Below are 19,502 nucleotides of genomic sequence, written 5' to 3' on the forward strand. Positions count from 1 at the left end.
CCCGGGATCTCTTGATGACCGCACCGAGATCCCGTGTCTGCGCAGCGGCACTTCGCGCCGCAGCGCGCACGGGATGACGACCAAGTCATGGGGTCGCTGGCATCTGGGCTTCACCGCCCGCTGAAATACGGCGCCCGCCGCAGCCTTGTCTGGACGTACACGTGCTCCTGGTGGGTGCCCGGCGCGTAGGAGCGGTCGGAGCCGGGGACGGCGACGTTGCGCTCGCTCGGGAAGCGCGCGACGAAATCCTCGTCGATGTCGCAGCCCAGGCCCGGCGCGTCAGGCACGGCGATCGAGCCGCCTTCCTGCAGCGGATGCGGCACCACGGTCCGGGCGCGGCCGGGCCAGTCGGCGTCCAGCCGCTCCAGGATCAGCGCGTTCGGGATCGCGGCCAGCAGATGCAGCGCCGCATATTCGGCGACGGGGCCGAGCGAGCCGGAATGCGGCGCCATCATGATGTGATGCGCCTCCGCCATCGCCGCGATCTTCTTCATCTGGGTCAGGCCGCCGGCCCGGCCGGTGTCGGGCTGGATGACGTCGACCAGCTCGCGCTCGATCAGCTCGCGCTCGCCGAAGATCGTCGCCATGCGCTCGCCCGCCGCCAGCGGCACATGGGCGGCGTCGCGGATGCGCTTGTAGCCGTCCAGATTGTCGGGTGCGATCGGGTCCTCGATCCACAGCAGGTTGTAGGGTTCGAGTGCCCGCGCCAGCCGCGCCGCGTCGGCCGGGGTCAGCCAGGGCGGGCCGTGCAGGTCGATGGCGATGTCGACCTCGTCGCCCACCGCCTCGCGCAGCGTCGCCACCTTGCGCACCGGGTCGGCGACGCCACCGCATTTGATCGTCCGGATGCCGTGGCTCTTCACCGCCAGCGCCGCCTCGGCCGTGTTGGCGTGGGAGTAGATCGGGATCCGGTCGCGCATCTTGCCGCCGAGCAGGTTCCATACCGGCACGCCCAGCGCCTTGCCCTTGATGTCCCACAGCGCGACATCGATGCCGGTCATGGCGCCGGCGCCGACGGTGCCGAGCATGCCGTGCCCCATCGTCGCGACCTGCATCTTCTGCCACAGCCGCTCGATATGCGTCGGGTCCTCGCCGATCAGCAGGGCCTTCAGGTCCTGCACCGCGGTCTCGATCACCCGCGGCCAGCCGGAGCATTCGCCGATGCCGACGATGCCGGCGTCGGTATAGACCTTCACGAACAGCCAGTTGCGGAAGCCGCCGAGCTTGCCCTCCGCGATCGCCGCCTCGCCGAGCCGGCCATCCGTCGCCCATTTGTCGGGATCCGGCGGCCCCGCCTGCATCAGGAAGGTCCGGATGTCGGTGATCTTCATCGGGCGAGGCTCCGCTCTTCGGTATACCGGATGCGGTTGTGGATGCTGCGGCGGCGCGGGTCGGGCCGCGGCACGGCGGAGATCAGCGCCCTGGTGTAGTCATGGGCCGGCGCCTCGCACACGGCCTCGGCCTCGCCGATCTCGACCAGCCGGCCGCGATACATCACCCCGACGCGGTCGCACATGTAGCGGATCACGCCGATGTCGTGGCTGATGAAGATGTAGGCGAGGTCCAGCTCGTCCTGCAGCTTCAGCAGCAGGTCCAGCACCTGGAAGCGCAGCGAGACGTCGAGCGCCGAGGTCGCCTCGTCGGCGACGATGACGCGAGGGTTCAGCGCGATGGCGCGGGCGATGCCGATGCGCTGGCGCTGGCCGCCGGAGAAGGCATGCGGATAGCGCTCGCGCCAGGCCGGTTCGAGCCCGACCTGGCGCATCAGCCCGGCGACGCGCTCGTCCAGCTCCTTGCCCCTGGCGATGCCGTTGACCAGCAACGGCTCGCCGATCACCTGGGCCACGGTCATGCGCGGGTTGAGGGAGGAGACCGGGTCCTGGAAGATCATCCGGATCTCGCGCCGGCAGGAGGCGAGCGTCGGCTTGTCGGCCTTGGCCAGGTCGACCACCGAATTGTCGGCGCGGCGGTAGCGGATGGCGCCGCCGGTCGGGTCATAGACCCGCAGCAGGCAACGCCCCATCGTGGTCTTGCCGGAGCCGGATTCGCCGACGATGCCCAGCGTCTCCCCTGCCCTCACCTGCAGCGACACGCCGTCGACGGCGGCGAAGGCGGCGCTGCCGGTGCCGAACTGCATGCGCAGGCCCTCGACCTCGACCACCGGCGGGCGGTCGGCCGGCAGCGGCGGACGCTTCAGCCGGATCTCGGCCTTGTCCTCGAGCTTGAGGACCGAGCCGATCAGCATCTTCGTGTAGGGCTCCTGCGGCGCGTGGAAGATGCGGTCGACCGGCCCGTGCTCCACCACCTTGCCGTGATACATCACCAGCACGTCGTCGGCGATCTCGGCCACCACGCCCATGTCATGGGTGATGAACAGAACCGCCATGCCGTATTCGGCCTGCAGCCGCTTGATCAGGTCCAGGATCTCGGCCTGAGTGGTGACGTCCAGCGCCGTCGTCGGCTCGTCGGCGATCAGCAGCTGCGGGTTGCAGGCCAGGGCCATGGCGATCATGGCGCGCTGGCGCATGCCGCCGGAGAACTCGAAGGTGTAGCGGTCGATCGCCCGCTCCGGCCGCGGGATCTCGACCTGCTTCAGCAGCTCGATCGTCCGCGCCCGGGCTGCGGCCTTGCCGAGGCCGAGATGCAGGCGCAGCACCTCGATGATCTGGTCGCCGACCGTGTGGATCGGCGACAGCGACGACATCGGCTCCTGGAAGATCATCGCGATCTCGCGGCCGCGCACCCGGCGGATGGCCCGGCCGCGCGGATGCAGCTTCGCCAGGTCGACGCTGCTGCCGTCGGCCCGGTTCAGCACCATCTCGCCGGAGACGATGCGGCCGGGCTGGTCGACGATCTGCAGGATCGAACGGGCGGTGACGCTCTTGCCCGAGCCGCTCTCGCCGACGACGCAGAGGGTCTTGCCGCGCTCGACCGCGAAGGACACGCCGTCCACCGCCTTGACCAGCCCGGCGCGGGTCGGGAAATGGGTCACCAGGTCGCGCACCGCCAGGACGGGCTTGGGGCGGCCCGGGAACGGCACGGGGGCGGCCGGAGGGTTCGTCATCGAGCGCTCCGCCATCACTTGTTGTAGGGATCGGCCGCGTCACGCAGGCCGTCGCCGAGCAGGTTGAGCGCCATCACCGCGACCACCACGAAGGCGCCGGGCGCGAACAGCCAGGGGGCCGTGGCGATCGACCGGATGTTCTGCGCCTCGCGCAGCAGCACGCCCCAGGAGATGGTCGGCGGCTGCAGCCCGAGGCCGAGGAAGGACAGCGCCGTCTCGGCCAGGATCATGGCCGGGATCGCCAGGGTCACCGAGGCGATGATGTGGCTGAGGAAGCTCGGCATCATGTGCCGGAAGATGATCCGCCCCTCGCCGCAGCCGTCGAGCCGGGCGGCGGTGACGAACTCCTCGGTCCGGAGCGACAGGAACCGGCCGCGGACGACACGGGCCAGCTGGGCCCAGCCGGTCAGCGACAGGATCACGGTGATCATGAAGTACTGGGTGATGGCAGGCCAGTCCTGCGGCAGGGCCGCGGCCATGGCCAGCCAGATCGGGATCGTCGGCAGGGCCAGCACGAATTCGATCACCCGCTGGATCACGAAATCCGGCTTGCCGCCGTAATAGCCGGAGATGCCGCCGAGGATCAGGCCGATGGCAAGCGACAGGAACACGCCGACGAGGCCGACCGACAGCGAGATCTGGGCGCCCTGCATGATCCGGCTCCAGACGCAGCGGCCGAGCCGGTCGGTGCCGAACAGGAACAGCGGCTGCTTCGGGTCGGCCGAGGCGATGAGGTGGATGTCGGTGGTGAACAGCCCCAGCACCGAATACGCGTAGCCGCGGCCGAACAGCGAGATGCCGACCTTGCGGGCCGGGTCCTCCTTGTAGACCGCGGCCAGCGTCTCCGGGTCCCGGGTCAGCTTGTGCGGGTGGAAGTACAGGCCGACCTGCAGGCCGCCACCCTCGGCCCGGTCGAACAGGTGGATCCCCTGTGGCGGGTGGAAGGCGGCGCGGGCGTTCTGCTGGCTGGGATCGTTGATGGCGAAGAACCCGGGCACGGCCGCGACCACATAGAGGATGATCACGATCACCAGCGAGGCCATGGCCAGCCTGTGGCGGCGGAATGCCCACCAGATCAGCTGCCATTGCGAGGCGACGGCGAGCTGGCCGGCGGGCGCGGCGGTCGCGAGGTCGGTCATGAACCCTCCGGCTATTCGAGGCGGATGCGCGGGTCGACCAGCGCCAGCAGGATGTCGCTGATCAGGGACCCGATCAGCGTCAGGGCGCAGATCAGCAGCACGAAGGCGCCGGCCAGGTACATGTCCTGCGCCATCAGCGACTGCAGCAGCAGCGGCGCCGCGGTCGGCAGGTTCAGCACGATCGCCACCACGATCGAGCCGGAGACCAGGTTCGGCAGCAGCCAGGCCAGGGTGGAGATGAACGGGTTCAGCGCCACCCGCACCGGGTATTTCAGCAGCAGCCGGAACTCGGACAGGCCCTTGGCGCGGGCGGTGGTGACATAGGGCTTGTGGATCTCGTCCAGCATGTTCGCCCGCATCACCCGGATCAGGCTGGCGGTGCCGGAGACGGCCAGGATCAGCACCGGGATCCACAGATGCTGCAGCAGGTTCCAGGTCTTGGCGATGCTCCAGGGCGCCTTCTCGAATTCCGGCGAGAACAGGCCGCTGACGTCCTGCCCGAACTCGATGGCGGCGACATACATCAGCACCAGCGCCAGCAGGAAGGACGGGATGGCCAGCCCGGCGAAGGTGATGGTGGTGACGATGTAGTCGCCGATCGAGTATTTCCGCACCGCGGAATAGACGCCGATCGGCAGGGCGATGGCCCAGGTCGCGATCAGGGTGGCGAGGGTCAGGACCAGGGTCAGGGCCATCCGCTCCCAGATCAGGTCGCTGACCGGCTGCTGCCATTCGAAGGACAGGCCGAAATCGCCGCGGGTGAGGATGCCGACGATCCATTTGCCATACTGCACCAGCATCGGGTCGTTCAGGCCGAAGCGTTCGCGCAGCGCCGCCGCGGCGTTCTGGTCGACGATCTCGTTGGAGCTGGCCAGCGTCGCGATGTAGCTGGTGACGAAGTCGCCGGGCGGCAGTTGGATCAGGACGAAGGCGAGGAAGCTGACCGCGAAGAGCGCGGGCACCATCCACAGCAGGCGCTTGGCGATGAAGCGGAGCATCCGGGGCTCTCCTCGATGCGGACGCTGAGCGGCGGGAGGAAGACCGTCAGGACTGGTTCGCGAATTGATGCTGCAAACGAGAGTGCTTTTTCCGACGTGTCATCCCCGGGCTTGACCCGGGGATCCAGGGGCTTTCCGGGGCGGTTCCCGGTGGCCCCTGGATTGCCGGGTCAAGCCCGGCAATGACAGCTTAGGGTTGGCTCATCGATTCTCTGGTCCGCGAGCCCCTCAGCTCGTGAAGAAGAACTGCTGCGGCATGGCCGGGCCAGGGTTCGGCCAGGTCCAGGAATCCGGCTCCTTCTCCGGCGCGTTGATCAGGTTGGTCTTGACCACGCCGAAGGAGTTGACGGCGAGGCAGATGCCCACCGTCTCGAACGCCTCGGCGGTCAGGTCCAGCAGCTGCTTCATGGTCGCGGCCCGCTTGTCGAGGTCGGAGGTGCTGCGCGCCTCGTCGAACAGCTTCATGCGCTGCTTCTGGCTCTCCGGCGGCTCCTCGCCCGACTGGCCGTTGGAGACATACCAGAGCGTCCAGGGAATGGCGTAGCGCGACCCCTGCGGGTGCTGGGCGAAGAAGTCGCGCGGGTCGAACATCGGGTCCAGCCCGCCCGGGCCCGGCCACACCTGCGCGTCATGGTCGTTGCTGTCGCCGCGGGTGTAGTACAGCGCCCGCTCGATGGTGTTGACCTTGATGTCGATGCCGATGCCGACCCAGTGGCGCTTCACCAGCTCCAGCACGTCGACCAGGTCGGCGTAGAGCGTCGGGATGACGTCGATCGAGAAGAAGATCTTGCTGCCGTCCGGGTGCTGGCGGAAACCGTCGGCGCCCTTCTTGTCGTAGCCCGCCTTGTCGAGCATGGCGTTCGCCTTGTCGGCGTCGAAATCAGTGAACTGCCGGGCCAGCGTCTCGTGGTACCAGGGATGGCCCGGCCGCGGCCCGGCCTGGTACGGCTCCGACTGGCCGAAATAGACCAGCTCGATGATCTCGCCCCGGTCGATGCCCAGCGACAGTGCCTGCCGCACCTCCTTGTTGGCGAAGAAGGCCTTCAGCTTCGGGTCCTTGTGGCACATGTTCAGATAGATCTGGCACTGCTGCGCCGCCGACGGTTCCAGCTCGATCAGCCGGTAGCCGCCCTTTTCCCTGTTCTGCGACAGGGTCGGCTTGTTCTGCAGCAGGTTGATGTGCCGCTCCTGGATGTCGAGCTTGCCGGAGATGGCGTCGAGCAGCAGCGATTCGACGTCCTGCGAGATGCCGAAATACAGCTCGTCGATATAGGGCAGCTGGTTGCCCTCGGTATCGACCTGCCAGAAATACGGGTTGCGCTTCATCACCACGCGGGTGGCGCCGCCGACATAGGGCTCGACCACCACCCAGGGGTCCAGCGTCGGCTTCTCCGGGTTGCCCCAGCGCTGCGGGATCTCGATGTCGCCGTTCTTGGCCCGGAACAGGTCGGTCCATTTCTGCAGGTTGGCCTGCTTCACCAGGTCGCCGACCTTGTCGTTGTACTTCGGGTGGAACTGGCTGGCGTAGTGCTTGGCGAACAGCGTCGGGTGCTGGCCCAGCGGCGTCGCCAGCGTCTCAAGATAGGTGGCATAGGGGGCGGCGAAGGTGAACTTCACCGTAAAATCGTCGACCTTGGTCACGACCACCGGCTTGCCGGCGATGGTCAGCTGCGACGGGACCGAGCCGTAGAGCTCGGTGTTCTTGGCGCAGTCCTCGATCGAGAAGACGATGTCATCGGCGGTGAAGGGATGGCCGTCGGACCACTTGGTGCCCTTGCGCAGATGGAACACGAACTCGGTGCCGTCGGGGTTGACGTCCCAGCTCTCCGCCAGGTTCGGCAAGGCCTTGGTGAAGCCGAGGTCCCAGCGCACCAGGCTCTGATTGCCGACCACGCGCAGGATGCCGTTGTGGTCGCTGGAACCGCGCAGGCCGCGATGCAGCGTGCCGCCATAGGTGCCGACCTTGGTCAGCGGCTGCACCACCAGCGGACTGGCCGGCAGCCGGTCGGCCAGTGCCGGCAGCTTGCCGTCCTTGACCAGCTGCGCCAGGCCGGGCGCCTCGCCCTTGGCGGCCTGCGCATGGGCCAGCCGGACCGCCAGCGGCATCGCCGCCACACCGGCCAGCCCCTTCAGAACCATGCGTCGGGCGAACACATGCGGTGAGGCGCTGAGCTTCTCGTCCATTCCTGGATCCTCCCCTGTGCGGCGTGTCGGAGCCGGCTTCGCCATGCGTGCCGATCCGCTTCCTTTGCCGCTCCGGTCATATTACAAATATTGACAAATCACAACCGCGCCGGCCTTCTCTCGGACGTTTTCTGTCGCTCGATCCTGCTGCAGCGCAAACACCAGAAAGAGTCGTGGAATCCGACCGGCTGCGACGGATATCGGTATCAGGCTGGAACGGATGGTATCGTGATCAATCTTGACAACTTGCGGGTCGGGGGACGGCGGGATGAGCGGCACAGAGGGCGACACCGGGATCGGCCTCCTGCCCCGCGACGGCGGCGCCCCGGCGCGGCTGAGCGAGGTCGTCTATGACGGCATCGTCACCCTGATCGCGCAAGGCGACTTCGCCCTGAACAGCCGCCTGCCGTCGGAGGCCGAGCTGTCGGAACGCTTCGGCGCCTCCCGCCCGGTGGTGCGCGAGGCGCTGGGCCGGCTGCGGCAGGACGGGCTGGTGGTCTCGCGCCAGGGCTCCGGCTCCTATGTCCGGCGACAGCCGGACCTGGCGGTGCTGCGCTTCGCCCAGGTGCGCTCGCTGGCCGACGTCCAGCGCTGCTTCGAGTTCCGCGCCGGCCTCGAATCCGTCGCCGCTTCCCTGGCCGCCGAGCGCTGGGAGCCGGCCGACCTGAAGCAGATCGAGGACGCGCTGGAGGCGCTGGAGCGCTGCCTGGGCAATGGCGAGCTGGGGGCCGATGAGGACCAGCGCTTCCATGAGGCGATCGCCCGGGCGACCCGCAACCCCTATCATGTCGCCGTCCAGTCCTCCCTGGCCTCGCACATCGCCGTCGGCATGAACATCACGCGCCATCTCAGCCGGATGCGGACGCCGGAGCGGATCCGCGCCGTGCAGGACGAGCATGTCGCGATCGTGGATGCGATCCGCCGGCGGGACGCCGGCGCCGCGGCGGAGGCCATGCGCCGGCACGTGCTGAATGCCCGGCAGCGGATGTTCGAAGGAGTGTGAATCGTGACCCCACCCGCCCCGCCCGGCAGCAGCAGCCCAGCCGGAACCGGCGACGCTGCGTCCCTGTCCTCCGCCAAGTCGATCGTCCTGACCGGCGGGTCGGGCAATGTCGGCCGGGTGCTGCGCCGGGCGCTGGCCGGCCGCATCGGCGCGGTGCGCATCCTCGACCTCGCCGATCCGGGCGAGCTGGCGGCACATGAGAGCTGGGCGGAGGTAGACATCACCGATTTGGCAGCGCTGACCGCGGCGGTCGAGGGCGCCGACGCCATCGTCCATTTCGCCGGCTACCCGAATGAGCGCGCAGCCGAGGACATGCTGCGGGTCAATGTGCTGGGCACGCACAATGTCTACGAGGCCGCGGTCCGCGCCGGCATCGGCCGGGTGGTGCTGGCGTCGAGCAACCATGTCACCGGCTTCTATCCGCGCGACGCCCGGGTGGGGGTCGAGGACCAGATGCGGCCGGACGGGCTCTACGGTCTCAGCAAATGCTGGGGTGAGCTGGAGGCCGGGGTCTATTTCGAGAAGGCGGGCCTGCGCACCCTGGCGATCCGCATCGGCAATGCCGGCGAACGGCCCGTCGACCCCCGCGGCCTGGCCGTGTGGATCAGCCCGCGCGACCTGGCCCAGCTGGTGCTGATCGGGCTGGAGCATCCGGACATCGACTGCACCACCGTCTACGGCGTCTCCGGCACCGACGCGACCTGGTGGGACAATTCGGTGGCCGCCGCGCTGGGCTACCGGCCGCAGGATCGCACCATCGATTTCGCGGCGCCCGAGGCCTTCCAGCCCAAGCCGTCGCCCCTGCCCCAGGTGACCGATCATTTCCAGGGCGCCGGCTTCTGCGCGTTGGGCCATGACGGCGCCGTGCGCCGCCGCCGGTTCTGGCGAACCTCATCCTCCGGAGATGCCTCATGACCCTGGATTTCACTGTCGTCGCCGACGTCGCCTGCGGGGTCGGGGAAAGCCCGGTCTATGACGAGACAACCCGGCAGCTCTACTTCGTCGATATTCCGGGCTGCCTGGTCTATGCCGTCGACCTGCCGACCAGGCAGCGCCGGTCCTGGCGGTTCGAGAGCGCGGTCGGCTCGCTGGGCCTCGCCGCGTCCGGCCGGCTGGTGGTGGCGCTGCGCGACCGGGTGATCCTGTTCGACCCGCAGACGGGCGAGCGGCAGGATCTGTGCACGGTCGAGGCGGATCGGCCGGAGACCCGGCTGAATGACGGCCGCGTCGGGCCGGATGGCGCCTTCTGGGTCGGCACCATGGACGACCGGCCGCAGCGGCAGCCGATCGCGGCGCTGTATCGCGTCGACCCGTCGGGCCGGGTGGAGCGCAAGGTCGAGGGGCTGACCGTCTCCAACGGACTGGCCTGGACCGCCGACGGCGCCACCATGTTCCACACCGATTCCCGCGGCCCGTGGATCGACCGCTGGCGCTTCGACCCGGACACCGGCGCGATGTCGGACCGGACCCGGATCGCCACGCTGGACGAGGCGACCGGGCGTCCGGATGGCGGCAGCTGCGATGCCGAGGGCTTCTACTGGAGCGCCGGCGTCTCCGCCGGGCGGCTGAACCGCTTCTCGGCCGACGGGCAATTGATGGAGTCGTTCCCGGTCCCCGTGCCCTCCCCGACCATGCCCTGCTTCGGCGGCGCGGACTACCGCACGCTGTACCTGACCAGCCTGCGCGGCGCCCACCCGCCGGAGGTGCTGGACCGCGTGCCGCGCTCCGGCAGCCTGCTGGCCGCCGCGGCGCCGGTGGCCGGCTTCCCCGCCTGGCGGTTCCGGGACGCCTGACCGGGCCTCAGGCCGCGTGCCGGGCCAGGAGGTCGCGCAGCTGCGCCATCTCCTCCGGCTTCAGGTCGGTCAGCGGCGGGCGCACCGACCCGGCGGACCGGCCCATCACCGCCAGCCCGGCCTTGATGATCGACACCGCATAGCCCTTGCCGCGGTTCCGGATCGCCAGCAGTGGGTAGTAGAAATCGCGCAGCAGCGCGTCGGTCGTGACCGTGTCGCCGCCGCGCAGGGCTCGGTAGAAGCGCTGCGCCAGCTCCGGCACGAAGTTGAACACGGCCGAGGAATAGGTGGTCACACCGGCGGCGAAGTACGGCGCCGCGAACACCTCATGCGTCGGCATGCCGCCGATATAGGCTAGGCGGTCGCCCATGCGGCGGGTGATCTCCAGCACCAGGTCGACCTGGCCGTGGCCGTCCTTGAAGCCGACCAGGTTCGGGCAGGCATCGCAGAGCCGGGCGATGGTGTCGGCCTGCAGCACCGCATTGTCACGGTTGTAGACGATGACGCCGATGCCGACCGCGTCGCACACCGCCTTGACATGGGCATACAGCCCGGCCTGCTCCGCCGTCATCAGATAGGGCGGCAGCAGCAGGATGCCGTCGGCTCCAGCAGCCTCGGCGCCACGCGCGATCTCGACCGCGATGCGGGTGCCGTAGCCGCAGCCGGAGACGATCGGCGTCGCGCCCGCCGCGGCCTTGGCCGCCCGCACCACCTCCGGCACCTCCGTCGGGGTCAGGGAGAAGAACTCGCCGGTGCCGCCGGCGGCGAACAGCACCGCGGCGTCGAAGCCGCCGAGCCAGCCGACATGCGCCTCGTAGCCGGCGCGGTCGAACTCGAACCCGGCATCGAAATGGGTCACGGGGAAGGACAGGAGCCCGGCGGACAGGGCTCCCTTCAGCTGCTGCGGATCCATCGGGGCCTCGTTGGGTCGGGTCAGCGGGTCACGGACCCGGGGTAGAGCTGGCTCACCGCCTCGAGCTGGGCGGCGATGTAGCCGTAGACGAAGGCGAAGGCGACGCCTTCGGGGTCGCGGCCGCTGATCGTCGGCACATGGTCCGGCATGATCATGTAGGGGTAGCCGAGCTCGGCGTAGAGCTTGATCGACCGCCACATATCCATGTCGCCCTCCTCCGGGAACGTCTCCATGAAGGAGAGCTTGCGCCCCCGGATGTTGCGGAAATGGACGTTGAAGATCTTGCCGCGGCTGCCGAACCAGCGGATCACGTCGTCGATCTCGTCGCGCGGGTTGTCGAGCATCTCGCCGACCGTGCCCTGGCAGAAGTTCAGGCCGTGATACGGGCTCTCGCGCATCTGCACGAACTTCTTCAGCCCCTCGACCGTGCCCAGCACCCGGGTGACACCGCGATAGCCGGGCGGCGTGTAGGGGTCGTGCGGGTGGCAGGCCAGGCGCACCTTGTTCGCCTCGGCCACCGGGACCACCCGCTCCAGGAAATAGTCGATGCGCTCCCAGTTCTCGTCTTCGGACAGGGTGCCGACCAGGGTCGGCGGCGCGTCGTGGTCGGCCTTGTCCCAGCGGAAGGAGGCGTTCATCGACCCGCCGCGCCCCGGCTCGTCCGGCGTGCGCGGGATGCCGATGATGTTGAGGTTGTACTTGGCGGCCGGAATGCCGGCCCGGGCCATGTTCTCGATCAGGCGGCAGATCGAGTCGATCTGGCGGTCGCGGTCCGGCCCGGCCGACAGGATGGCCGGGCTGTGCGATTCCTCGATCGGGCGCGAGCCGAGCGGCAGCTGCACCATGTCCAGCACCAGGCCGAAGCTCTCGATCTTCTCGCGGTGCCGCAGCAGCACGTCCAACGACCAGTCATGCGGGTTGCCGGGCGGATTGTCGTTCAGGTGGCGAACGCCGAGCTGAGCCAAAACCCTCAGATCGTCATCATCGCGAACCCCGTTCTGCGTTCCGAGATACATGCCCGCACCCTCCCCGCGATCGGCTTCGTTGGTCGATCAGCTAATATGACATCATACGACTGATGACAAGCCGGAACGCGGCCTCCGGCGATCAGGAGGCGGAGTCGGCCGGCAACCCGCCCAGGCCGCGGTAGCGGCGCTGGCTTTCGGTCAGGTGGTGGCGCATCGCCAGCCGCGCGGCGTCGGCGTCCTGGCGCTCGATCGCCTCGATGATCCGGGCATGCTCGGCGATCACCTTGCGCAGATAGGCGGTCGTCGCCTCGGCGGAATCGCCCAGCCGGCTGCGCGGGATGGTGCGCTGGCCGAGATAGGTCAGCACGTCGCTGTAGAAGTGGTTGTTGGTGGCCGCGGCGATGGCGAGGTGCAGCGCGAAATCGGCATCGACCGCGCTGCCGCCGCTGTCGACCGCGGCGATCACCCGCTCATGCGCCAGCAGGATCTCCGCCTCCTGCCGCGACGACCGGCGCAGCGCGGCCAGGCCCGCCGCCTCGATCTCCACGCCCATGCGGAATTCCAGCAATTCAAGGACTTCCGACAGCCGGGTGAAGTCGCCGGACAGGAGGCCGGGCGCTGGCTCGACCGACGGCACGACGAACACCCCGACGCCCTGGCGCGGCTCGACCAGCCCCCGCGCGCGCAGTTCGGCGATCGCCTCGCGCACCACGGTGCGGCTGACGTTGAACTCCTCGATCAGGCGCTGCTCGGTCGGCAGCTGCGAGCCGACAGGCAGCGCGCCGTTGGCGATGCGGTGGCGCAGGGCGTCGACCACGGCGACAGCCAGCTTCTCGCGGCGGCGCGGCGCGCCTGCGTCAAGCCCGCCCGCTTCGACTCTGATGGGGTTGGACACCGCTCCTCCGTTCCGTCTGGGGCACGCCGCTGCTCCTCCGTCGGCAGTCACACATTTGACCCTTGCGAAGTCAAGGAAGCCGATGATAAGTCATCATACAACAGACATCATACTAAAATCGGGGAGACAGACGCCATGGGGAGATGGAGAAACGGGCTGCTGGCCCTGGCGGTGGCGCTGGCGCCGGCCTGGGGCGGCGGCGCGGAGGCCAAAACGCCGGTCGACCAGCTGGTGATCGGCGCGTCGCTGGCGCAGGTGCTGTCGCTCGATCCCGGCCAGGCCACCGAGTCCGGCTCCTGGATCATCACCTCGAACATCTATGACCGGCTGGTGTCGACCGACCCCAACGACGCCACCAAGCTGGTGCCGCAGCTGGCCGAGAGCTGGGACATCGACGGCAAGTCGATCACCTTCCACCTGCGCGACGCCAAATTCGCCAGCGGCAACCCGGTGACGGCGGAGGACGCCGCCTGGTCGCTGCGGCGGATGATGAAGCTGAACCAGGCCGCCGCCTCGCTGTGGAAGCCCTATGGCTACGACGAGAAGAACATCGACGACTTCCTCCAGGTGGTCGACCCGAAGACCTTCCGCCTGGGCCTGCCGGAAGGCACGATCGCCGAATTCGTGCTGTTCGCCCTGTCCGGCAATAACGGCGCCGTGATCGACAAGACCGAGGCGACCAAGCACGAGGCCAACAACGATTTCGGCAATGCCTGGCTGCGCGCCAATTCGGCCGGGTCCGGCCCGTTCGTGCTGAAGCGCTGGTCGCCGAACGAGATCATCCTGATGGACCGCAACGACGCCTTCTGGGGCGGCGCGCCGGCGATGAAGCGGGTGGTGCTGCGCCATGTCGCGGAAAGCCAGGTGCAGCGCCTGCTGCTGGAGCGCGGCGACATCGACGTCGCCACGGCGCTGGCGGCTTCCGACATCGCCGCCTTCGACGGCAAGGCCGGCTTCGTCACCCAGCGGGTGCCGACCGGCGGCTTCTACGTGCTGGCGATGAACACCCAGAACCAGTACCTGGCCAATCCGGACGTCCGCCGCGCCATCGCCTGGGGCCTGGACTATGCCGGCATGCAGAAGACGATCATGGGGCCCTATGGCCGTGTCCGCCAGGTGCCGGTGCCGGAGAACTATCCGACCGCCCTGCCCGACCCCGGCTACACGCTGGACGTCGCCAAGGCCAAGGAGCTGCTGGCCAAGGCCGGCTTCCCGGACGGCTTCCCGCTGGTGCTGAAGACCATCGCCGAGACCCCGCGCGTCGACCTGGCCACCGCCATCCAGGCATCGCTGGCCCAGATCGGCATCAAGGTGTCGATCGAGCAGGGCAATGGCAGCCAGATCATCGCCGCCCACCGCGCCCGCGAGTTCGACCTGCTGATGCCGCTGACCGGCGGCGGCAACATGGCGGATCCGATCGGGTCGCTGCAGAACTTCACGTACAATCCCGACAACAGCCCGAACGGCAATTCCGGCTACTTCACCTGGCGGTCGGCCTGGGACATCCCGGAGCTGACCAAGCTGACGGTGCAGGCCCGCGGCGAGCCCGACCGGGCCAAGCGCGAGGCGCTGTACACCGAGATCCAGAAGCAGTTCCTGGCCAGCGGCCCGGCCATCCTGCCGATGTTCGAGCGGTTCTCGCCCGTCGTGGTCTCGGCCAATGTCGAGAACTTCGTCGGCCAGGGCTTCCGCGGTGTCCGGCTGGACAGCGTCAAGAAGAAGGCCGAATGACCCGCGACCTGCCCCTGAAGCTGCTGCGCCGGCTGTTCGGCCTGCTGCTCAGCCTGTTCGTCCTGCTGTGCCTCACCTTCGTGATCGGGCGGCTGATGCCGTCCGATCCGGTGGGCGCCATCGTCGGCGAGCTGGCCGACCCGCAGGCCTATGCCGCGATGCGGGCCAAGATGGGGCTGGACCTGCCGATCCCGCAGCAATTCTGGGTCTACCTGACCAACCTGCTGCATGGCGACCTGGGCACCGCGGTGCTGACCGGCAATTCCGTGGTGTCGGACCTGGCCGCCGCCTTCCCGGCGACGCTGGAGCTGGCGACGCTCGCCATCATCCTCAGCGTCGTCGTCGGCGTGCCGCTGGGCCTGCTGGCGGCGCTGCACCGCGACACACTCTTGGACCAGGTCGCCCGGGTGATCGCCCTGCTGGGCCATTCCCTGCCGGTGTTCTGGTTCGGCATCGTCGGGCTGATCGTGTTCTATGCCGGGCTGCAATGGGTTGACGGGCCGGGCCGGATCGACGTGTTCTACGAGGGCATCGTCGAGCCGCGCACCGGCGCCATCCTGATCGACAGCCTGCTGGCCGGCGAGCACGAGATCTTCTGGAATGCCCTCGGCCACCTGATCCTGCCGGCCTGCATCCTGGCCTATGCCGCGATGGCCTATATCGTGCGCATGACCCGCAGCTTCACGCTGGAGCAGCTGGGCCAGGACTACATCATCGCCGCCCGGGCCAAGGGGCTGCGCCTGCCGGCCGTGGTCTGGGGCCACATCCTGCCGAACATCGCGGTGCAGCTGGTCACCATCCTGGCCATCTCCTACGGCCACCTGCTGGAGGGGGCGGTGCTGGTGGAGATCGTGTTCTCCTGGCCCGGCATCGGCCAGTACATGACCAACGCGCTGATGATCGGCGACATGAACGCCATCCTGGCCTGCACCCTGCTGATCGGGCTGATCTTCATGATCCTCAACCTCCTGGCCGACGCCGCCTATCTGGCGCTCGACCCCCGCACGCGGGAGGCGCGCTGATGTCGTCGATGCAGGCCCAGCAGCCGATGGCGCCCGCCGCGGCGGAACCGGCCGCCGGCGGCGCCTGGTCGGCCCAGATCCGCCGCTTCCGCCGCGAGAAACTGGGCATGGCCGGGCTGGCCGTGATCGGCCTCCTGGTCGTGGTCGCCGCCCTGGCGCCCTGGATCGCGCCCTACGACCCGACGGTGCAGAACCTGAACAACGTGCTGCAGCGGCCGGACTGGGAGCATCTCGCCGGCACCGACGAACTCGGCCGCGACATCTTCAGCCGCCTGGTCTGGGGCAGCCGGATCACGTTGCAGATCGTCGGCACGGTGACGCTGATCATCGGCCCGATCGGCCTGCTGATCGGCGTCATCGCCGGCTATTGCGGCGGCCGGGTCGATGCCGTGCTGATGCGGGCGACCGACATCGTCCTGTCCTTCCCGTCGCTGGTGCTGGCCCTGGCCTTCGCCGCGGCGCTGGGCGCCGGCCTGGGCACCGCGATCGTCGCCATCTCGCTGACCGCCTGGCCGTCGATCGCCCGGCTGGCGCGGGCCGAGACGCTGGTGGTGCGGCAGGCCGAATACATCGCCGCGGCGCGGCTCTACGGCGCCTCGCATCTGCGCCTGATCGCGCTCTACGTCATGCCGATGTGCATCCCCTCGGTGATCGTGCGCCTGACCCTGTCGATGGCCGGGGTGATCCTGACCGCGGCCGGCCTCGGCTTCCTCGGCCTCGGCGCCCAGCCCCCGGCGCCGGAATGGGGGGCGATGATCTCCAGCGGCCGGAAGTTCATGCTCGACGCCTGGTGGGTCTCGGTGATGCCCGGCCTGGCGATCCTGGCCACCAGCCTGGCCTTCAACCTGCTCGGCGACGCCCTGCGCGACGTGCTGGACCCCCGCCATGCCCGCTGAAGTCCCGAACAATGGGCCGATGCTGCAGGTCGACAACCTGTCCGTGACCTTCGGCCATGGCCGCTACGAGGTCCGGGCGGTGCGCGACGTCAGCTTCGCGCTGGGCCGCGAGCGGCTGGGCATCGTCGGCGAATCCGGCTCCGGCAAATCGACGGCCGGGCGCGCCATCATGCGGCTGCAGCCCAAGGGCGCGCAGGTGCGGGCCGACGCCCTGCGCTTCGCCGGCCGCGACCTGCTGGCGCTGCCCGAGCGCGAGCTGACCCGGATCCGCGGCCGCGACATGGCCCTGATCCTGCAGGACCCGCGCTACTCGCTGAACCCGGTGAAGCCGATCGGGGCGCAGATCGCGGAATCGGCGCGGGTGCATCTGAAGCTGGGGTCGCGGGCGGCGCGCAAGGCGGCGCTGGAGATGCTGGGCCATGTCCGCATCCGCGATCCGGAGCGGACCATGGGCCTGTACCCGCACGAGATCTCCGGCGGCATGGGCCAGCGCGCCATGATCGCGATGATGCTGCTGAACAAGCCGAAGCTGGTGATCGCCGACGAGCCGACCTCGGCGCTCGACGTCAGTGTGCGCCAGGACGTGCTGACCCTGCTGGACGGGCTGGTGCGCGAGAACGGCTCCGGCCTGATCCTGATCAGCCATGACATCCGCATGGTGGCGCGCTTCTGCGACCGCATCCTGGTGATGTATGCCGGACGGGTGGTCGAAGAGCTGCGGTCGCTCGACGACGCCGCGCATCCCTACACGCGGGGCCTGATCGCCTCGATGCCCGGCTTCGACGGTCCGCGGCCGCACCGTCTGCCGGTGATCGACCGCGCCGGCCTCGCCGCCTTCGAGGAGGCCGCCCGATGACTGCCGACGACGCCATGGTCCGGGCTGTCGATCTCGACGTCCGCTTCCAGTCCCGCCGCGGCACCGCGCATGCGGTGAAGGGCGTGTCCTTCGCGGTTGAGCCCGGCGGCGCGCTGGGCATCGTCGGCGAATCCGGCTGCGGCAAGTCGACCGTGCTGCGCTCCCTCGCCGGACTGGAGCAACGCTGGACCGGGCGGATCGAGCTGGCCGGCCATCCGGTCGGGCCGAAGCGCCGCCGTGACGAGCTGGCCCGGGTGCAGATGGTGTTCCAGGACCCCTACGGGTCGCTGCATCCGCGGCACAGCATCGGCCGCGCCTTGGCCGAGCCGCTGATCGCCATGGGCCTGCCGGATCCCTGGGACCATGTGCCCGGCGCCCTGGCGCGGGTGGGCCTGCCCGCCCGCTTCGCCGACCGCTATCCGCATGAGCTGTCGGGCGGCCAGCGCCAGCGTGTGGCCATCGCCCGGGCGCTGGCCCTGCGCCCGCCGATCGTACTGCTGGACGAGCCGACCTCCGCCCTCGACGTCTCGATCCAGGCGGAGATCCTGAACCTGCTGATGGCGCTGCGCGAGGAGCACCGGCTGACCTATGTCTTCGTCAGCCACGACCTGGCCGTGGTCGGCCAGATGTGCGACCGGGTGCTGGTGATGAAGGACGGCGCCGTGGTCGAGGAGCTGGCGGCCGACGCGCTGCGCGCCCGCAGCGTCGAGGCCCCCTACACGCGGGAGCTGATCGCCAACAGCTTCCTGTGACATCAGAACACCGCCGCTTGGGCCGGCTTGTCCCTTCTATCCTCCCCCCTTGAGGGACCTTTTCACATCACCCGCCCTTCGCCGTCATTGCGAGGAGGCGAAGCCGACGAAGCAATCCAGGGGCCGGTGCGCACCGGCCCCTGGATTGCTTCGCTGCGCTTGCAATGACGGTGTTGGGTATTCTGAAAAGATCCCCTTCCGGGAGAGGGAGAGTGGAAGGTGCGGGCCGGTTCTGACGATCGAGCTCTGAGAAGGTCTCGACCGGGGTGGCCCCGGCCCTACTTCCCACCGTCGACGCTGAGCACCTGGCCGCTGATCCAGCCGGCAGCGTCGGAGGCGAAGAACAGCACGGCGTTGGCGATGTCCTCGACCGTGCCCAGGCGGCGCAGCGCGATGGCGTTCATCAGCCGCGCCTGCCCGGCCTCGCCCATCGCCTCCCATTGCCGCTCCGTCGTCGGGTTGGAGCGGACGAAGCCGGGCGCGACATTGTTCACGGTGATGCCCCAGGGCCCCAGCTCATGCGCCAGCTGCCGGGTCAGGCCGATCTGCCCGGCCTTGGCGCTGGCATAGGCCTGGATCCCGGTCAGGCTGATTCCGAGCCCGGCGCCGCTGGAGATGTTGACGATGCGGCCGCCGCCCTTGCGCTTCATGCCGGGCGCGACCGCCTGGGCGCACCAGAACGCGCCGGACAGGTTGACGTCGAAGATGCCCTGCCAGGCCTCGGGCCCGATCTCCTCGATCGGCCGGCCGACCTGGCCCAGCACGCCACCGGCATTGTTGACCAGCACGTCGACCGCGCCGGTGGCCGACGCCGCCTCGGCCTCCGCCACCAGCGCCTGCACCGCGCCGCGGTCGGTGACGTCGACGGCGCGCACCGCCCCCTCCGCCCCGATCAGCCGCCCGGTCTCGGCCAGCTCGGCCGCCAGCACGTCGCAGGCCCAGACCTTGGCGCCGCGCCCGGCGAAGGCGGCGGCGATGGCCCGGCCGAAGCCGTGCGCCGCGCCGGTGACGATCACGGTCCGGCCAGTGAAATCCTGGGTCATGAGAAGCTTCCCGCTAGAAGTCAGATCATTTCGGGCAGTGCCGCGCCAAAGCGCGAGGCGATGCCAGGCGTCATTGCGTAACCTCTCCCGCCGGACGCGGGAGAGGTCGGGCGTCCGAAGGACGACCGGGTGAGGGCTGGCCCAGACCTCGACAAACTCCCCTCACCCGGAGCCGCTTCGCGTCTCCGACCTCTCCCGCAAGCGGGAGAGGCAACGCCCGCGTGACCCGGCATCACCCTGCTTAG

Annotated in this window: 17 protein-coding genes; 8 read left to right on the forward strand and 9 right to left on the reverse strand. The window is 69.2% G+C overall.

Features of this window, described 5'->3' with window-relative positions; all coding sequences use genetic code 11:
* Positions 1-110 precede the first annotated feature (110 nt).
* The 5 genes from ABDW35_RS11895 to ABDW35_RS11915 form a co-directional block, all read right to left on the reverse strand.
* Positions 111-1,331 carry a mandelate racemase/muconate lactonizing enzyme family protein gene (locus tag ABDW35_RS11895; RefSeq protein WP_343714083.1) on the reverse strand — a complete coding sequence of 407 codons (1,221 nt, stop codon included), beginning with the start codon at positions 1,329-1,331 and terminating at the stop codon, positions 111-113.
* The gene (locus ABDW35_RS11900) at positions 1,328-3,064 is read right to left on the reverse strand and encodes an ABC transporter ATP-binding protein (protein ID WP_343714084.1); all 1,737 of its coding nucleotides are present in this window, start codon (positions 3,062-3,064) and stop codon (positions 1,328-1,330) included. The genes ABDW35_RS11895 and ABDW35_RS11900 overlap by 4 nt, the downstream gene beginning before the upstream one ends.
* A 14-nt stretch (positions 3,065-3,078) precedes the next feature.
* Positions 3,079-4,203 carry an ABC transporter permease gene (locus ABDW35_RS11905; RefSeq protein ID WP_343714085.1) on the reverse strand — a complete coding sequence of 375 codons (1,125 nt, stop codon included), beginning with the start codon at positions 4,201-4,203 and terminating at the stop codon, positions 3,079-3,081.
* Between the two features lie 11 nt (positions 4,204-4,214).
* Positions 4,215-5,201 (reverse strand): ABC transporter permease, encoded by a 987-nt coding sequence (locus ABDW35_RS11910; protein WP_034830932.1) that lies wholly within the window; start codon positions 5,199-5,201, stop codon positions 4,215-4,217.
* Between the two features lie 228 nt (positions 5,202-5,429).
* Entirely contained in the window at positions 5,430-7,385 is a 1,956-nt protein-coding gene (locus ABDW35_RS11915) for an ABC transporter substrate-binding protein (RefSeq protein ID WP_343714086.1), read from the reverse strand.
* Positions 7,386-7,653: 268 nt separating this feature from the next.
* Between ABDW35_RS11915 and ABDW35_RS11920 the strand changes: the two genes are divergently transcribed.
* From ABDW35_RS11920 to ABDW35_RS11930, 3 genes are read left to right on the forward strand one after another with little or no spacing between them, the layout of a single operon-like run.
* A complete protein-coding gene (locus tag ABDW35_RS11920; protein ID WP_343714087.1) occupies positions 7,654-8,388 on the forward strand; it encodes a FadR/GntR family transcriptional regulator in 735 nt (244 codons plus the stop codon).
* A gap of 3 nt (positions 8,389-8,391) precedes the next feature.
* A complete protein-coding gene (locus tag ABDW35_RS11925; RefSeq protein WP_343714088.1) occupies positions 8,392-9,303 on the forward strand; it encodes an NAD(P)-dependent oxidoreductase in 912 nt (303 codons plus the stop codon).
* Positions 9,300-10,181, forward strand: a complete 882-nt coding sequence (locus ABDW35_RS11930) for an SMP-30/gluconolactonase/LRE family protein (protein WP_343714089.1) — start codon at positions 9,300-9,302, stop codon at positions 10,179-10,181. The genes ABDW35_RS11925 and ABDW35_RS11930 overlap by 4 nt, the downstream gene beginning before the upstream one ends.
* 7 nt (positions 10,182-10,188) lie before the next feature.
* On the opposite strand, the gene kdgD is transcribed toward ABDW35_RS11930, so the two are convergent.
* The 3 genes from kdgD to ABDW35_RS11945 all read right to left on the reverse strand — a co-directional run bounded on the left by kdgD (position 10,189) and on the right by ABDW35_RS11945 (position 12,957).
* Positions 10,189-11,094 (reverse strand): 5-dehydro-4-deoxyglucarate dehydratase, encoded by a 906-nt coding sequence (gene kdgD, locus ABDW35_RS11935; protein WP_343714090.1) that lies wholly within the window; start codon positions 11,092-11,094, stop codon positions 10,189-10,191.
* A gap of 20 nt (positions 11,095-11,114) precedes the next feature.
* Positions 11,115-12,110 carry a mannonate dehydratase gene (locus ABDW35_RS11940; RefSeq protein ID WP_343714091.1) on the reverse strand — a complete coding sequence of 332 codons (996 nt, stop codon included), beginning with the start codon at positions 12,108-12,110 and terminating at the stop codon, positions 11,115-11,117.
* Between the two features lie 91 nt (positions 12,111-12,201).
* Positions 12,202-12,957 (reverse strand): FadR/GntR family transcriptional regulator, encoded by a 756-nt coding sequence (locus ABDW35_RS11945; protein WP_343714092.1) that lies wholly within the window; start codon positions 12,955-12,957, stop codon positions 12,202-12,204.
* Between the two features lie 135 nt (positions 12,958-13,092).
* Here ABDW35_RS11945 and ABDW35_RS11950 point away from each other — a divergent pair, with 135 nt between their 5' ends.
* The 5 genes from ABDW35_RS11950 to ABDW35_RS11970 are packed head-to-tail and all read left to right on the forward strand — an operon-like array spanning position 13,093 to position 18,214.
* A complete protein-coding gene (locus tag ABDW35_RS11950; RefSeq protein WP_343714093.1) occupies positions 13,093-14,688 on the forward strand; it encodes an ABC transporter substrate-binding protein in 1,596 nt (531 codons plus the stop codon).
* Positions 14,685-15,710 carry an ABC transporter permease gene (locus ABDW35_RS11955; RefSeq protein ID WP_343714094.1) on the forward strand — a complete coding sequence of 342 codons (1,026 nt, stop codon included), beginning with the start codon at positions 14,685-14,687 and terminating at the stop codon, positions 15,708-15,710. Before ABDW35_RS11950 ends, ABDW35_RS11955 begins: the two co-directional genes overlap by 4 nt.
* The gene (locus ABDW35_RS11960) at positions 15,710-16,606 is read left to right on the forward strand and encodes an ABC transporter permease (RefSeq protein ID WP_343714095.1); all 897 of its coding nucleotides are present in this window, start codon (positions 15,710-15,712) and stop codon (positions 16,604-16,606) included. Before ABDW35_RS11955 ends, ABDW35_RS11960 begins: the two co-directional genes overlap by 1 nt.
* The gene (locus ABDW35_RS11965; RefSeq protein ID WP_343714096.1) at positions 16,596-17,462 is read left to right on the forward strand and encodes an ABC transporter ATP-binding protein; all 867 of its coding nucleotides are present in this window, start codon (positions 16,596-16,598) and stop codon (positions 17,460-17,462) included. The genes ABDW35_RS11960 and ABDW35_RS11965 overlap by 11 nt, the downstream gene beginning before the upstream one ends.
* The gene (locus ABDW35_RS11970) at positions 17,459-18,214 is read left to right on the forward strand and encodes an ABC transporter ATP-binding protein (protein WP_343714097.1); all 756 of its coding nucleotides are present in this window, start codon (positions 17,459-17,461) and stop codon (positions 18,212-18,214) included. The genes ABDW35_RS11965 and ABDW35_RS11970 overlap by 4 nt, the downstream gene beginning before the upstream one ends.
* Positions 18,215-18,492: 278 nt before the next feature.
* Here the strand turns inward: ABDW35_RS11970 and ABDW35_RS11975 are convergent, their stop codons facing one another.
* Positions 18,493-19,257, reverse strand: a complete 765-nt coding sequence (locus ABDW35_RS11975; protein WP_343714098.1) for an SDR family oxidoreductase — start codon at positions 19,255-19,257, stop codon at positions 18,493-18,495.
* Positions 19,258-19,502 lie beyond the last annotated feature (245 nt).

The sequence above is a fragment of the Inquilinus sp. genome (assembly GCF_039594555.1).
Taxonomy (GTDB): Bacteria; Pseudomonadota; Alphaproteobacteria; order DSM-16000; family Inquilinaceae; genus Inquilinus.

Bases quoted from the DNA above. Each gene is read 5' to 3' on its own strand.
- ABDW35_RS11905 (WP_343714085.1), bottom strand. From the start codon at position 4,203: ATGACCGACCTCGCGACCGCCGCGCCCGCCGGCCAGCTCGCCGTCGCC.
- ABDW35_RS11970 (WP_343714097.1), top strand. From the start codon at position 17,459: ATGACTGCCGACGACGCCATGGTCCGGGCTGTCGATCTCGACGTCCGC.
- ABDW35_RS11910 (WP_034830932.1), bottom strand. From the start codon at position 5,201: ATGCTCCGCTTCATCGCCAAGCGCCTGCTGTGGATGGTGCCCGCGCTC.
- ABDW35_RS11940 (WP_343714091.1), bottom strand. From the start codon at position 12,110: ATGTATCTCGGAACGCAGAACGGGGTTCGCGATGATGACGATCTGAGG.
- ABDW35_RS11975 (WP_343714098.1), bottom strand. From the start codon at position 19,257: ATGACCCAGGATTTCACTGGCCGGACCGTGATCGTCACCGGCGCGGCG.
- ABDW35_RS11900 (WP_343714084.1), bottom strand. From the start codon at position 3,064: ATGACGAACCCTCCGGCCGCCCCCGTGCCGTTCCCGGGCCGCCCCAAG.
- ABDW35_RS11965 (WP_343714096.1), top strand. From the start codon at position 16,596: ATGCCCGCTGAAGTCCCGAACAATGGGCCGATGCTGCAGGTCGACAAC.
- ABDW35_RS11950 (WP_343714093.1), top strand. From the start codon at position 13,093: ATGGGGAGATGGAGAAACGGGCTGCTGGCCCTGGCGGTGGCGCTGGCG.
- ABDW35_RS11955 (WP_343714094.1), top strand. From the start codon at position 14,685: ATGACCCGCGACCTGCCCCTGAAGCTGCTGCGCCGGCTGTTCGGCCTG.
- kdgD (WP_343714090.1), bottom strand. From the start codon at position 11,094: ATGGATCCGCAGCAGCTGAAGGGAGCCCTGTCCGCCGGGCTCCTGTCC.
- ABDW35_RS11920 (WP_343714087.1), top strand. From the start codon at position 7,654: ATGAGCGGCACAGAGGGCGACACCGGGATCGGCCTCCTGCCCCGCGAC.
- ABDW35_RS11930 (WP_343714089.1), top strand. From the start codon at position 9,300: ATGACCCTGGATTTCACTGTCGTCGCCGACGTCGCCTGCGGGGTCGGG.
- ABDW35_RS11960 (WP_343714095.1), top strand. From the start codon at position 15,710: ATGTCGTCGATGCAGGCCCAGCAGCCGATGGCGCCCGCCGCGGCGGAA.
- ABDW35_RS11915 (WP_343714086.1), bottom strand. From the start codon at position 7,385: ATGGACGAGAAGCTCAGCGCCTCACCGCATGTGTTCGCCCGACGCATG.
- ABDW35_RS11895 (WP_343714083.1), bottom strand. From the start codon at position 1,331: ATGAAGATCACCGACATCCGGACCTTCCTGATGCAGGCGGGGCCGCCG.